The organism is Sphaerisporangium sp. NPDC004334, assembly GCF_053602655.1.
The window spans coordinates 17620-31337 of sequence record NZ_JBSGDZ010000036.1 but is presented as its reverse complement, the minus strand read 5'-3'; the positions used below and the strand labels follow the sequence as shown (position 1 = coordinate 31337).

Below are 13718 nucleotides of genomic sequence, written 5' to 3'. Positions count from 1 at the left end.
GCGAGTTGCGGTGTGACGTGCATTTTGCTCCGTTATGGGCAGTAGGCCATCAATCAACCCCTGCTAGAGGGCGTAATAAGGATGGTGGGATGTCCGGTCTCGGGGAATCGATCGCCGTAGGTGTCGAAGAGGAATTCCACGTCGTGGACCTCGAGACGCGTCACCTGGTGCCTCGCGCCGAGAGCCTGCTCGAGCGTTTACCGCAGGAGCGGTTCACCCATGAGCTGCAGCGTTCGGTCGTGGAGTCCAACAGCCGTCCCTACGTCCGCCTGGAGGACCTCGGCCACGACCTGACCGCGCTGCGCCGCACGGTCGTCGAGGCGGCCGACGGCCTCGGGCTCGGCATCGTCGCCGCCGGCACGGTGCCGCTGGTCGACCGGGCCGCGCTCAAGGTCTCGCCGGACGCGCGGTACGAGAAGATGCTGGAGGACTACCAGCTCCTCACCCGCGAGCAGCTGATCTGCGGCGCGCAGGTGCACGTGGACGTGGCCAACCGCGACCTGGCCGTCGAGGTGGCCCACCGCGTCGCCCGGTGGCTGCCGCCGCTGCTCGCGCTCAGCGCGAGCTCCCCGTACTGGATGGGCGCTGACAGCGGGTACGCCAGCTCCCGCACCCTGGTCTGGCAGCGCTGGCCCACCACCGGGCCGGTGCGCCGCTTCTCCTCGGCCGCCGAGTACGACCGGATGGTCGCCGACCTGGTGCGCTCCGGCGTGATCAGCGATCCCGGGATGATCTACTTCGACGTCCGCCCCTCGGCGCACGTGTCCACGGTCGAGATGCGCATGTGCGACGCCTGCCCCCGGGTGGAGGACGTCCTGCTGCTGGCCGGGGTGTTCCGCGCGCTCGTCATGCGCGAATTGGAGGCCATCGAGAACGACGGGCCCGTCCAGCAGGAGATCCCCATGGAGCTGGTGCGGGCCGCCACCTGGCGGGCCGCCAGGTCAGGCATGGAGGGAGCCCTGGTCGACCCGGCCGACGGCACGGCCAGGCCCGCCGCCGAGGTGATCAGGCGGATGCTCGACGACCTGCGGCCCCAGCTATCGGCCACCGGCGACTGGGAGGCCGTCACCACGCTGGCCGAGTACGCGATCGGCCGGGGAAGCTCGGCCGACCGCCAGCGTCAGATCCTCGCGCACGGCGGCACCTTCGCCGACGTGGTGGATCGGCTGGTCGCCGCCACCCGCTCCGACGGCTGGCAGGCGGAGTTCGGCGGCCCCATCCCGCGCCTGACCACCGAGCTGCTGGAGGACTACCGGGGGGTGCAGGACGAGGCCGTGATCGAGGGCATCGTGCGCGAGCCCTACCAGCCGGTCTTCCAGATCCTCGACAAGCTCGGCTCTGCGGAGCTGTGCCGGCGCGAGGCCCTGCGCGACGCCCGCATGAACGAGACCGGCATGACGTTCAACGCCGAAGGGCAGGACGGGGCGCAGGACCGCGGGCCCGGCCGGGAGGGCGCGGAAGACGACCGCAAGATGCCCCTGGACCTGGTGCCGAGGCTGATCGCCGGCGACGACTGGGCCAAGATCAGCGGCGGCATGCCGCAACGGGTCCGCGCCCTGGAGGCGTTCCTGCAGGACGTCTACGGCCGGCGCGAGGTGATCAAGGACCGGGTGATCCCGGCCTGGATCGTGGACGAGTCCCCGGGCTACCGGCCCGCCGGCTGGCGGGTGCACAGCGCCGCGATCAGGGCCTCGGTCGCCGGCCTCGACGTCGCCCGCGACGGGGCCGGACGCTGGGTCGTCCTGGAGGACAACCTCAGGGTGCCCTCCGGCATCGGCTACGCGGTCGGCAACCGCCGCACCGCCGTCCACGCCCTGCCCGAACTCGACCGCGCCGGCGTCCTGGACCCCGAGGGCGCCGCCGGGCTGCTGCGCGAGGCGCTGCTCGCGGCCTCCCCCGCCTCCGACCCGGTCCTCGGCGTGGTGACCTCCGGACCGTCCGACCCCGCCTACTACGAGCACCGCACCCTCGCCGAGGAGATGGGCGCGGTCCTGGCCGAGCCCGGCGACCTGTCGGTCCGCGACGGCGCAGTGTACGCCGCGGGGCGGCGGGTGGACCTGCTGTACCGCAGGATCGACGAGGACGACCTGCTCGGCGGCCCGCTCGGCCCCGCCCTGCTGGAGGCCGTCGAGAGCGGCGCCCTCACCCTGGCCAACGCGCCGGGCAACGGCGTGGCCGACGACAAGAGCCTGTACCGCTACGTGCCCCGGCTCATCGACTACTACCTGGGAGAGCGCCCGTTGCTCGCCAACGTCCCCACCTACCTGTGCCGCGAGCCCGAGGACCGCGAGCAGGTCCTCGACCGCCTGCCGGAGCTGGTGGTCAAGCCGGTGGACGGCTACGGCGGCCAAGGAGTGATCATCGGTGAGCACGCCTCCGCGCGGGAGCTGGAGCAGGTGCGCGAGCGCATCCTCGCCGAACCCGAGCGGTGGGTCGCCCAGGAGACGATCGCCCTGTCCACCCACCCCACCTTCGACGGCGAGCGGATGCGCCCGCACGCCGTCGACCTGCGCGCGTTCGTGTTCCTGGGCAAGGACGCGGTCGTCCCGCGCGCGGCGCTCACCCGCGTCGCCCCCGCCGGGAGCATGATCGTCAACTCCTCCCAGGGCGGCGGGGCCAAGGACACCTGGCTGCTGAAGGAGGCCCTCTGATGTGCGGTCTCGCCGGAGAGATCCGGTTCGACGGCCGCGCGGCCGACATCGGCGCCGTCCAGCGCATGACCGAGACCATGACCGACCGGGGGCCGGACGGCACCGGCCTGTGGTCGCTCGGCCCGGTCGCCCTCGGGCACCGGCGGCTGCGCATCATCGACCTGTCCGACCGGGGCGCCCAGCCCATGGTCGACGCCGAGGCCGGCCTGACCGGGGTGTTCAACGGCTGCCTGTACAACTACCGGGAACTGCGCGAGGTGCTGCTGGCGGAGGGCTACCGGTTCTTCTCCACCTCCGACACCGAGGTGCTGCTGAAGTCCTACCGCCACTGGGGCCCACGCTGCGTCGAGCGCTTCAAGGGCATGTTCGCCTTCGCCGTCGCCGAACGCGACACCGGCCGGCTCGTCCTCGGCCGCGACCGGCTCGGCATCAAGCCGCTCTACCTCACCCGGGACGCCGCCCGGCTGCGCTTCGCCTCCACCCTGCCCGCGCTCCTGGCCGGCGGTGGCGTGGCCACCGACATCGACCGGGTGGCGCTGCACCACTACATGACCTTCCACTCGGTGGTGCCCTCGCCCCGCACCATCCTGACCGGTGTGGAGAAGCTGCCGCCCGCCACGGTCCGCACCATCGAGCCCGACGGCACGAGCAGCGACGACCACTACTGGAACCCGCCCTACGCCCGCCCGGCCGGCGGCGCCCCCGGCAGCGGCGAGGTGCAGCTCGACGTGCTGCGGGCCGGGCGGGAGGAGATGGGCCCCGGCGAGTGGCGCGAAGCCGTGCTGGACGCCCTGCGGGCCGCCGTGCGGCGCCGCATGGTGGCCGACGTGCCGGTCGGGGTGCTGCTGTCCGGCGGCCTGGACTCCAGCCTGATCGTCGCCCTGCTGGCCGAGGAGGGCCAGCGGGACCTGGCGACCTTCAGCGTGGGCTTCCACGCGGCGGGCGGGGAGTCCGGCGACGAGTTCGCCTACTCCGACCTGGTGGCCCGGCACTTCGGCACCGACCACCACCGCATCATGGTCGACGACCTGCGGCTGCTGCCGTCCCTGGAAAGCGCCGTGGCGGCGATGAGCGAGCCGATGGTCAGCCACGACTGCGTCGCCTTCCATCTGCTGTCGCAGGAGGTGTCCAAGCACGTCAAGGTGGTGCAGTCCGGCCAGGGCGCGGATGAGGTGTTCGCCGGCTACGACTGGTACCCGCCGCTTGAGGACGTGGCGCGCGAGGACGCCGCCGAGGTGTACGCGAAGGTCTTCTTCGACCGCCCGCACGAGGACCTCGCCCGCATCCTCCAGCCGGACTACCTGCTGGAGGAGGACGTCAGCGGCGACTTCGTCCGCCGCCACCTCGCCATGCCCGGCGCCGACACCGCCCTGGACGCCGTCCTGCGCCTGGACACCGGCGTCATGCTGGTCGACGACCCGGTCAAGCGGGTCGACAACATGACGATGGCCTTCGGGCTGGAGGCCCGCACCCCGTTCCTGGACCACGAGCTGGTCGAGCTGGCCGCCACCTGCCCGCCGGAGCTGAAGCTGGCCTCCGGCGGCAAGGGGGTGCTCAAGGCCGCCGCGCGCGGCCTGGTCCCCGACGAGGTCATCGACCGGCCCAAGGGCTACTTCCCCGTACCGGCCATCCGCCACATCCACGGGCCCTTCCTCGACCTGGTCGGCGACGCCCTCACCGGGCAGGTGGCCCGCGACCGCGGCCTGTTCCGGCCCGCCATGGTGGACAAGCTGCTCGCCGCGCCCGGTGAGCACCGAACGACCCTGGGAGCCAACGCGTTGTGGCAACTTGGACTCCTGGAGTTGTGGTTGCAAGCACAAGGAGTCTGACGTCGACATCTCATGGATCTGCCGATCGCCCGCCCTGTCGCCCGACAACAGGTCGGTCGCCTACGTCAGCGACCGCGACGGCTCCCCACGCGTGTGGGTCCAGCCGCTCGAACGCGACGGCGCGCGGCGCGCGCGGGTGCTCGACACCGGCCCCGAGCCGGTCGGCGACGTGCTGTGGTCGCCGGACGGCGAGTGGCTGGCCGTCACGGTGTCACCCGGCGGGGGAGAGCACACCCAGGTGTGGGCGACGCGGCCGGACGGCGCCGACCGCCGCCTGCTCGCCGGCCCGACCGGCAGCCCGGCCAGGGGCTCGGCGGTGTTCGTCCGCTGGACCGGGCAGGGCTCGACGCTGCTGGTCGCCGAGCTGTCGGGCTCCGGCGCGACCGAGGCGGTGCTCATCGACGCCCGCCTCGGCCACCGCGACACCATCGCGGCCGGCCCGCTGATGTGGCCGAGCGCGGTCAGCCGCGACCACCGCCGGGCCCTGTTGCGCCACGGCCCGCGCGGGATGCGCGAGATGGCGGTCGCCGACCTGCCCTTCGGAGAGGAGCGGCCGCTGCTGCCGCCCTCGACCGACCTCGGCGCGCTGTCCCCGGACGGCGAGGTCGCCTACATCCGCTCCAACGCCGGCCGCGACCGCACCGCCCTGATCGCCATGCCCGTCGGCGGCGCCCCGCGCGTCGTCGCCGAGCGCCCCGACGCCGAGCTCGACCGGTTCGCGGTGAGCATGGACGGCACCGTCGCCCTGCTGGCCTGGAACCTCGCCGGGCGCTCCGAGCTGGAGGTCGCCGACCTGATCGAGGGCGCCACCCGGCCACTCCCGCCGCCGCCGGTGGAGGTGGTCACCTCCGCGCGGCTGTCGCTGGACGGCGCGCTGGCCGTCATGGCGGGGGAGTCACCGGACACCCCCTCCCACGTGCTGCTGTGCGACCTGGCGACCGGCGTCTACCACCGGGTGGCCGGGGACGAGCCGCTGCCCCACAAGGTGGACGCCGAGCTGGTCCGCTTCGCCGCCAGGGACGGCCTGGAGCTCACCGGCTGGCTCTACCGCGCCGGGCGCGGCGCGGGGCCGTGCGCCATCTGGCTGCACGGCGGTCCCGAGAGCCAGGAGCGGCCGGGCTTCAACCCGCTGTTCCAGCGGCTGCTCTCGGCGGGCGTCAGCGTCTTCGCGCCCAACGTGCGCGGCTCCTCCGGCTTCGGGCGCGCCTTCCAGGACGCCGACAACCATGCGCTGCGCTTCCACGCCATCGACGACGTCGCCGACTGCGCCGGGTTCCTCGTCGACGCGGGCGTCGCCGACCCGGCGAAGGTCGCCTGCATGGGCCGCTCCTATGGCGGCTACCTCACCCTCGCCGCGCTCGTGACCTATCCCGAACTGTTCCGGGCCGGGGTCGACGTGTGCGGCATGGCCGACTTCGCCACCTTCTACGCCCGCACCGAGCCCTGGATCGCCGCGGCGGCCGTCAGCGAGTACGGCGACCCGGTGGCCGACCGCGAGCTGCTGTGGTCGCTGTCGCCGCTGCACGCCTTCGACCGGCTGACCGCCCCGCTGCTGGTCGTCCACGGGGCGCAGGACACCAACGTCCCGGTCCACGAGGCCGAGCAGGTCGTCGCCGCCGCGACGGCCCGGGGCGTCCCGTGCCGCTACCTGCTGTTCGAGGACGAGGGCCACGAGACCGTCCGCAAGGCCAACAAGATCGCCTTCATGGACGCCGTCGTCGACTGGTGCGACCGCTGGCTCTGCTGACCGGTCATGCCCGCACGGGCTCGCGGCGTCCAGGCGGCGCGGGGCCGTGCGGGGCTGTGCCGTCCGGCCCGGCGGTGATCGGGGAGCCGCCGGGGGCTCCGATGGGGTTGACTTGGGGCATGGCCGATCACGTTCAGTTCCAGGCCGACGGCGTCACGCTCGCCGGCGACCTGCGCGTCCCGCCCGGCGACGGGCCCCACCCGGCGCTGGTGCTCACCGGTCCGTTCACCGGGGTCAAAGAGCAGGTGACCGGCCTGTACGCCGCGAGGCTCGCGGACGCCGGCTACCTCACGCTCGCCTTCGACCACCGCGGCTTCGGCGCCTCGGGGGGCGAGCCCCGGCGGCAGGAGGACCCGCAGGGCAAACTGCGCGACCTGCGCGCCGCCGTCTCCTTCCTGCGCGGCCTGCCCGCGGTGGACGGCGGCCGGATCGGGGCCGTCGGCATCTGCCTCGGCGCCGGGTATGCCCTCCGCTTCGCCGCCTTCGACCCGCGGGTCAAGGTCTTCGTGGGCATCGCCGGGGCCTACAACGACCCCTACGCCATGCGGTCGGGCATGACCGACCAGGGCTACCAGCAGGCGCTGGCGTCCCTCACCGAGGCCCTCGAACGGCAGGACCGCGGCGGCGCGGTCGAGTACATCCCCGCGGTGGCCGAGTCGGGCGAGGCGGCCATGCCGGGAGAGGAGCCGTTCGCCTACTACGGCACCGAGCGCTCCGCGGCGTCCTCGTGGGTGAACGAGGTCACCCGCGCGTCGATCCGCGAGCTGATCACCGTGGACAACATGATGGGCGCCGACTTCCTGTCGCCCAAGCCGGGGCTGATCGTGCACGGCGTCGTCGACCGCTTCTGCTCGCCCGAGGGCGCCGAGGAGGCCTACAAGCGCATGGGCGAGCCGAAGCAGATCGTCTGGCTGGACGCCAAGCTCCACATCGACCTGTACGACACCGAGCCCTACGTCACCCAGGCCGTCGAGGCGACGGCCCGGTTCCTCGCCGGGCACCTGTAGGCCGGCCGGTGTCCTCGCGCGAACTCGTCGTGCTCGGGACGGGCAGCCAGACGCCCACCCGGCGCCGCAACCACAACGGCTACCTGCTGCGCTGGGACGGCGTGGGCCTGCTGTTCGACCCGGGCGAGGGCACCCAGCGCCAGATGATCATGGCGGGGGTCGCCGCGACCGACGTGAACCGCATCCTGATCAGCCACTTCCACGGCGACCACTGCCTCGGGGTGCCCGGCGTGATCCAGCGCATGTCCCTGGACCGCGTCCCGCACCCGGTGTACGCCCACTTCCCCGCGTCGGGCGCCGACTACTTCGCCCGGCTGCGCCACGCCAGCTCCTACCACGAGACCGCCACGGTGATCGCGCAGCCGGTCGTGTCACCGGGCGTGATCGCGGCGGACCGGTCCGGCCGCCTGGAGGCCCATCCCCTGGACCACCCGGTGCCCGCCTTCGGGTACCGGCTGGTCGAGCCGGACGGGCGCCGGATGCTGCCCGAACGGCTGCGCCGGCACGGCATCTCCGGCCCGCGCGTGGGCGAGCTGCAGCGCGAGGGCTCGCTCCGCGCCGGCGGGCGCACGGTCACGCTGGAGGAGGTCAGCGTGCCCCGGCCGGGCCAGCGGTTCGCCTTCGTCATGGACACCCGGCTGTGCGAGGGGGTGTTCGCCCTGGCCGACGGCGCCGACCTGCTGGTGATCGAGTCGACGTTCCTGGACCAGGACGCCCGCCTGGCCCGCGACTTCGGCCACCTCACGGCGGGCGAGGCCGGCCGCGTGGCCCGTGAGTGCGGGGTGCGGCGCCTGGTGCTCACCCACTTCTCCCAGCGCTACAGCGACCCCGCGCTGTTCGGCGCCCAGGCGGCCCGCCACTTCGCCGGCGAGATCGTCGTCGCCGAGGACCTCACCCGCGTCCCCGTGCCGTCCCGCCGCCGAGCCGGTGACCTGAGTTCCAAATAGTGAAATAGTGGTCTACCATGTGGAACGTGGCGGACGACGGCGACACGACAGGCGAGGACGCCGGACGCCTCGTCGGCGCCGGCCGCGTGCTGGCCATCCTCGCCGAGCTGGCCCGCCACCCCGACGGCGTCACGCTCGAGGAGATGGCCCGCGCGGCCGCGAGCCCCAAGCCCACGGTCCACCGCGCGCTGGCCTCGCTGGCGCGCTTCGGCTTCGCCACCAGGAACGGCCGCGGCCACTACGTGCTGGGCGATGAGTTCCTCCGTTTGGCCTTCGCCCACCACGAGGCGCGCCCCGACCACGTCCGCGTCGGGCCTGTGCTGCACTCCCTGGCCGAGCGCTACGGCGAGACCGCGCACTACGCCATCCTGGACGGCGCCACGGTCGTCTACCGGTCCAAGGCCGACCCGCCGCTCGGCGCCGTCAAGCTGACCTCCACGGTCGGCGGGCGCAACCCCGCCCACTGCACCGCCGTGGGCAAGATGCTCCTGTCCCACGCGCTGCCCGACGACGCCGCCGTCGCCGCCTGGGCCGGCGGGCGCTCACTCGAGCGCCGCACCGGCAACACCGTCACCACCGCGCGGGCGCTGGCCGCCGAACTGCGCGCCACCCGCGAGCGGGGGTACGCCACCGACGACCAGGAGAACGAGCCCGGCATCGTCTGCGTCGCCGTCCCTGCCTTCCTGACCTCCCCGACCGTGCCGAGCGGCGCGGTCAGCGTCTCAGCGCCCGCCTACCGCACGCCCCTCAGCCGGCTGGTCGACCAGGTGCCCGCCATCCGCGCCATGGTCGCCGAACACGAGACCCCGCGATGACCCACGGCCGGCCCAAGGCACCGTCCCGCCGCTCCCGTGGGCGCCGTCCAGGCCCGCGGGCCACGCCGGGGCGGTGAGAGATGCGCGCCTTCGTCGTCACCGGTCCCGGCGCGTCCGCCGTGCGTGACGTCGCGCCGCCCGAGCCGCGCCCCGGCGAGGTGGTCGTCGAGGTCGAACGGGCCGGAGTGTGCGGCACCGACATGGAGTTCCTCACCGGCCACATGTCCTACCTGCACAACGGCCAGGCCCGCTACCCCGTCCGCATCGGCCACGAATGGTGCGGCGTCGTGCGCGTCCTCGGCGACGGCGTCGAGCCGTCCTGGCTCGGCCGCAGGGTCACCGGCGACACCATGCTCGGCTGCGGGCGCTGCGACCGGTGCGCGAGCGGACGCCGCCACGTGTGCGCCGACCGGTACGAGGTCGGCATCCGCAACGGATGGCCCGGCGCCCTCGCCGAGAGGCTGCCCGTGCCGGTGACGGCGCTGCACCCCCTGCCCGACGGCATGGACCCGGCGCTGGGTGCGCTCGCCGAGCCGGGCGGCAACGCGCTGCGCGCCGTCCGCGGCGCGGCGCTGGAGCCGGGGGAGCGGCTGCTGGTCATGGGCCCGGGCACGATCGGCCTGCTCGCCGCCCAGATCGCCGCCGCCCGGGGCGCCGAGGTGCACCTGCTCGGCCTCGCCGCCCCGTCCCTGGACTTCGCCCGCTCCCTCGGCTTCGCGCACGTCTGGACCCGCGAGACGCTGCCCCGCCTGCGCTTCGACGCCGTGATCGACGCCTCAGGCGCCCCCGCGCTGCCCGCCCTCGCCGTGGACCTGGTCGAACCGGGACGGCGGGTGGTGTTCATCGGCCTGTCCTCCGGGCCGAGCCTGGTCGACAGCAGGGCCGTCGCGCTGAAGGACGTCACCGCCGTCGGCGTGCTCAGCGGCTTCGGCGGCATGGCCGAGACGATCGAGCTGTACGCCTCGGGCGCGGTGGACCCGCGCCCGCTGGTGGCCGCGACCGTGCCCCTGGAGGAGGTCTCCGGCGTGCTCGCCGGACACCGCCCGCCCGGGTGGGCCCCCGCCCCCAAGGTCCACGTGGACCCCCGCCGGTGACTCGCGCCCGCCGCGCACGCGTGGTGGCGACCACCGTGCCTCGCGCGTGGACGCGTGACGGTGACCACATCTCGCCCGGTACGTGGACCCGTGACGGCGACCACGTCCTGACCTGAAGGAGGAGACATGCGCGCACTGGTGTTCCACGGGCCATGGGAGATGACGGTCGAGGACCGCCCCGAACCCGTCCCCGGCCCCGGCGACGCGCTGCTGGAGATCGTCGCGACCGGCATCTGCGGCTCCGACCTGCACGGCTACACCGGCGAGAACGGGCGCAGGCACCCCGGGCAGGTGATGGGGCACGAGACGGTCGGCAGGGTCCTGCACGACCGCACGGGAGCCCACCGTCCGGGCAAGCTGGTCACCGTCAATCCGGTGATCGGCTGCGGGGGCTGCGCCGCCTGCGCCGCCGGGACGCCGCAGCGCTGCCCGGACCGGCGGGTGATCGGCGTCGGGCGGGAGATCAGCGCGGCCTTCGCCGAGCGCATGGTCGCCCCCGCCCGCAACCTCGTCCCGCTGCCCGAAGGCGTCCCGGCCGACATCGGCGGCCTGGTGGAGCCCCTCGCGGTCGGCCACCACGCCGTGCGCCGCGCCGCACTCCGACCGCAGGACAGGGTGTACGTGGTCGGCGGTGGCCCGATCGGGCAGGCCGTGGCCCTGGCCGCCCGCCGCGCCGGCAACCCGGGCGTCGTGGTCGGCGAACTGGACCCCGCCCGCCGCGCCCTGCTGACCCGCCTGGGCTTCACCGCCATCGACCCGGCCGGGCCGTCCGCCGCCGCCGTGTCGTCGCCTGTCGCGCCGTCCGCCACCGAAGACCCGGCCATCCCGTCCGCCGGAGGCGTCGTCGCCGCTCTCGGCGGGGCGGCCGACGTGGTCATCGACGCGGTCGGGTCGGCGCGCACCCTGCAGGCCGCCTTCGAGGTCTCCGCGCTCGGCGCGCGCGTCGTCCTGGTCGGCATGGCGGCGCCGCGCGTGGAGATCTCCGCGTACGCGGTGAGCACCGAGGAGCGCACCGTCATCGGCAGCTTCGCCTACGGCGAGGCCGAGTTCCGCGACACCGCCGCGTGGGCGGGCGCGCACGCCGCGGAGCTGGAACCGCTGATCGAGGGCCGCGTCGGCCTGGAGCAGGCGCCCGGCACCTTCCGCGCGCTGGCCGACGGCACACTGAAGGCGAGCAAGGTCCTGGTCCACCCCTCCGGCTGAGGCCGGGCCCCCCAACGGCTCTCCCCGGCACCCGGTGACCTTCTCCGGCCGTTCGGCCGCCCCGCCCCGCCCCGGTGACGGGGCGGGGCGGGGCGGGCCGGGGGTCAGTGCGACTCGCGGGAGACCTCGTGGCCGCTGGACCCGAGCAGGAAGTCCTGGTCGGCGCCGGTGTCGGCGCCCATCACCGTGCGCACGTACAGCTCCTCCCAGCCGCGGCGCGGCCGGGCCAGGCCGTCGGTCATCGCCTGCGACGGCGCCCGGGCGTCGAGCTCCTCCTGCGGCACGTCGATGTCGATGCGCCTGGCCTCCACGTCGAGGATGATCCAGTCGCCGGTGCGGACGCGGGCCAGCGGACCTCCGGTGGCCGCCTCGGGGGCGACGTGCAGCACCACCGTGCCGTACGCGGTGCCGCTCATCCGCCCGTCGCACACGCGCACCATGTCGCGCACGCCCTCTTTGAGGAGCTTGGCGGGCAGCGGCATGTTGGACACCTCCGGCATGCCCGGGTACCCCTTGGGCCCGCACCCGCGCAGCACCAGCACCGAGTCGGCGTCCACGTCCAGCTCGGGATCGTCGATGCGCGCGTGGAAGTCCTCGATGGAGTCGAAGACGACGGCCCGCCCCCGGTGGCGGAGCAGGTGGGGGGAGGCGGCGGCCGGCTTGATGATGGCCCCCTGCGGGGCGAGGTTGCCGCGGAGCACGGCGATGCCGGCCTCGCCCTGCAACGGCTCGCCGCGGCTGCGGATGACCTCGCGGTCCCAGATCTGCGCCTCGGGCAGGTAGTCGACCAGCGGCCGGCCGGTGACGGTGAGGGCGTCCTGGTCCAGCAGGTCCACCACCTCCCGCAGCACGGCGTGCAGGCCGCCCGCGCGGTGGAGGTCCTCCATCAGGTGCCGTCCGGCGGGCTGGAGGTCCACCAGCAGCGGCACGCCGGCGCCCACCTCGTCGAAGTCGTCCAGGGTGAGCGGGATGCCGAGGCGGCCGCCGATCGCCAGCAGGTGCACCACGGCGTTGGTGGACCCGCCCAGCGCGGCCAGCGCGATGATCGCGTTGCGGAACGAACCGCTGCTCAGCACCCGGCTGGGCCGGCGCTCCTCCGCGACCATCTCCACGATCAGGCGGCCGGTCTCGTGCGCGCGGGCCAGCAGCCGGCTGTCGGGGGCGGGCAGGCCGGCGGTGCCCGGAAGGGTGGTGCCGAGGACCTCGGCGAGCAGGCCCATGGTGGAGGCGGTGCCCATCGTGTTGCAGTGCCCGCGGCTGCGGATCATCGAGGATTCGGAGTCCATGAACGCCTGCTCCGACAGCGTGCCGGCGCGCACCTCCTCGCTCAGCCGCCACACGTCGGTGCCGCAGCCCAGCGGCACTCCCCGGAAGGTGCCGGTCAGCATGGGACCGCCGGGCACCACCACCGCCGGCAGGTCCACCGAGGCCGCGGCCATCAGCAGCGACGGGATGGTCTTGTCGCAGCCGCCGAGCAGCACCACCCCGTCGATCGGGTTGGCGCGCAGCATCTCCTCGGTGGCCATCGCCGCCATGTTCCGCCACAGCATCGCGGTGGGGCGCACCTGCGTCTCGCCGAGCGACACCACCGGCAGGTTGAGCGGCACGCCGCCGGCCTCCCAGATGCCCTGCTTGACGCTCTCGGCCACCTCGTTGAGGTGGCTGTTGCACGGGGTCAGGTCGGAGGCGGAGTTGGCGATCGCGATCTGCGGCCGCCCCTCGAACGCGGTGCCGGGCACGCCTCGGCGCATCCATGCGCGGTGGATGTAGGCATTGCGGTCGTTTCCGGCGTACCACTGTGCACTGCGAAGATCAGCCATCGCCCTATTCCAATATGTGGAACTTAAGTTTGATATGCGGAACAGGCTCATCGTAGCTTCCAGCCCCGCCGCGCGGCACCCCGCCGGACGCCACGACGACCGCACGCACGGTGGCGCGCGTGCGCATGACGGAGTGGGCGGGGACGTGCGACCAAAAGGCGCCTCATCGGACGTGACGGCAGGTCCCGGAGACGGGGGAGAGCCCGCGCTGCTCGGCCTGCCGCCGAGGCCGGACCGCCGGCCGGGCGTGGACCGGTGGGCGACCGGCGCGGTCACGGAGCAGGCCCTCAGAGGGGAAGGCGCGGTGGCCGGCGAGAGGGCGGGAACGACGAAGGCCCTGGTCGCCGGCGTGCCGGTCGTCCAGGGCCTTCTCTTTGTAGCGGGGGCAGGATTTGAACCTGCGACCTCTGGGTTATGAGCCCAGCGAGCTACCGAGCTGCTCCACCCCGCGTCGGTTCCTCTACGATACCGCCGATCTCGATCCGCGCAAACCGAAACCGGCGGCGTCCACGGCGGTCGAGGGTGCGGCGGCGTTCTTGACCATCCGGGAACGGGAACCTAAGGTGCCATGGAAAGCGCTTTCCGCAGCCTTGACCCGCATCGAT

Annotated in this window: 9 protein-coding genes and 1 tRNA gene; 8 read left to right on the top strand and 2 right to left on the bottom strand. The window is 73.9% G+C overall.

The genetic code is table 11. From position 1 onward, the window contains the following. The first annotated feature begins 89 nt into the window (after positions 1–89). From ACWEN6_RS35000 to ACWEN6_RS34965, 8 genes are all read left to right on the top strand, one after another. Positions 90–2651 carry a carboxylate--amine ligase/circularly permuted type 2 ATP-grasp protein gene (locus ACWEN6_RS35000; RefSeq protein ID WP_354928873.1) on the top strand — a complete coding sequence of 854 codons (2562 nt, stop codon included), beginning with the start codon at positions 90–92 and terminating at the stop codon, positions 2649–2651. Further along, a complete protein-coding gene (locus ACWEN6_RS34995; RefSeq protein ID WP_452576354.1) occupies positions 2651–4480 on the top strand; it encodes an N-acetylglutaminylglutamine amidotransferase in 1830 nt (609 codons plus the stop codon). Before ACWEN6_RS35000 ends, ACWEN6_RS34995 begins: the two co-directional genes overlap by 1 nt. Continuing rightward, on the top strand, positions 4440–6227 hold the full coding sequence (locus ACWEN6_RS34990; protein ID WP_452576353.1) for a S9 family peptidase: 1788 nt from the start codon (positions 4440–4442) through the stop codon (positions 6225–6227). The genes ACWEN6_RS34995 and ACWEN6_RS34990 overlap by 41 nt, the downstream gene beginning before the upstream one ends. 119 nt (positions 6228–6346) lie before the next feature. Then, complete coding sequence (locus tag ACWEN6_RS34985) at positions 6347–7234, top strand: alpha/beta hydrolase (protein WP_354928882.1); 888 nt, start codon at positions 6347–6349, stop codon at positions 7232–7234. A gap of 8 nt (positions 7235–7242) precedes the next feature. Then, entirely contained in the window at positions 7243–8181 is a 939-nt protein-coding gene (locus ACWEN6_RS34980) for a ribonuclease Z (RefSeq protein ID WP_452576352.1), read from the top strand. Between the two features lie 26 nt (positions 8182–8207). Next, the gene (locus ACWEN6_RS34975) at positions 8208–8996 is read left to right on the top strand and encodes an IclR family transcriptional regulator (RefSeq protein ID WP_452576351.1); all 789 of its coding nucleotides are present in this window, start codon (positions 8208–8210) and stop codon (positions 8994–8996) included. An 80-nt stretch (positions 8997–9076) separates the two neighbouring features. Then, positions 9077–10090 (top strand): zinc-dependent alcohol dehydrogenase, encoded by a 1014-nt coding sequence (locus ACWEN6_RS34970; RefSeq protein ID WP_452576350.1) that lies wholly within the window; start codon positions 9077–9079, stop codon positions 10088–10090. A gap of 126 nt (positions 10091–10216) precedes the next feature. Continuing rightward, a complete protein-coding gene (locus ACWEN6_RS34965; RefSeq protein ID WP_452576349.1) occupies positions 10217–11293 on the top strand; it encodes a zinc-dependent alcohol dehydrogenase in 1077 nt (358 codons plus the stop codon). A gap of 104 nt (positions 11294–11397) precedes the next feature. On the opposite strand, the gene ACWEN6_RS34960 is transcribed toward ACWEN6_RS34965, so the two are convergent. Both ACWEN6_RS34960 and ACWEN6_RS34955 read right to left on the bottom strand, forming a co-directional pair. Next, complete coding sequence (locus ACWEN6_RS34960) at positions 11398–13113, bottom strand: IlvD/Edd family dehydratase (protein ID WP_452576348.1); 1716 nt, start codon at positions 13111–13113, stop codon at positions 11398–11400. A gap of 377 nt (positions 13114–13490) precedes the next feature. Beyond that, a tRNA-Met gene (locus ACWEN6_RS34955) sits at positions 13491–13564 on the bottom strand. Positions 13565–13718 lie beyond the last annotated feature (154 nt).

What these genes read in the sequence shown, in the direction of transcription:
- ACWEN6_RS35000 (WP_354928873.1), top strand. Translation starts at nt 90, where the DNA reads ATGTCCGGTCTCGGGGAATCGATCGCCGTAGGTGTCGAAGAGGAATTC.
- ACWEN6_RS34995 (WP_452576354.1), top strand. Translation starts at nt 2,651, where the DNA reads ATGTGCGGTCTCGCCGGAGAGATCCGGTTCGACGGCCGCGCGGCCGAC.
- ACWEN6_RS34985 (WP_354928882.1), top strand. Translation starts at nt 6,347, where the DNA reads ATGGCCGATCACGTTCAGTTCCAGGCCGACGGCGTCACGCTCGCCGGC.
- ACWEN6_RS34970 (WP_452576350.1), top strand. Translation starts at nt 9,077, where the DNA reads ATGCGCGCCTTCGTCGTCACCGGTCCCGGCGCGTCCGCCGTGCGTGAC.
- ACWEN6_RS34965 (WP_452576349.1), top strand. Translation starts at nt 10,217, where the DNA reads ATGCGCGCACTGGTGTTCCACGGGCCATGGGAGATGACGGTCGAGGAC.
- ACWEN6_RS34960 (WP_452576348.1), bottom strand. Translation starts at nt 13,113, where the DNA reads ATGGCTGATCTTCGCAGTGCACAGTGGTACGCCGGAAACGACCGCAAT.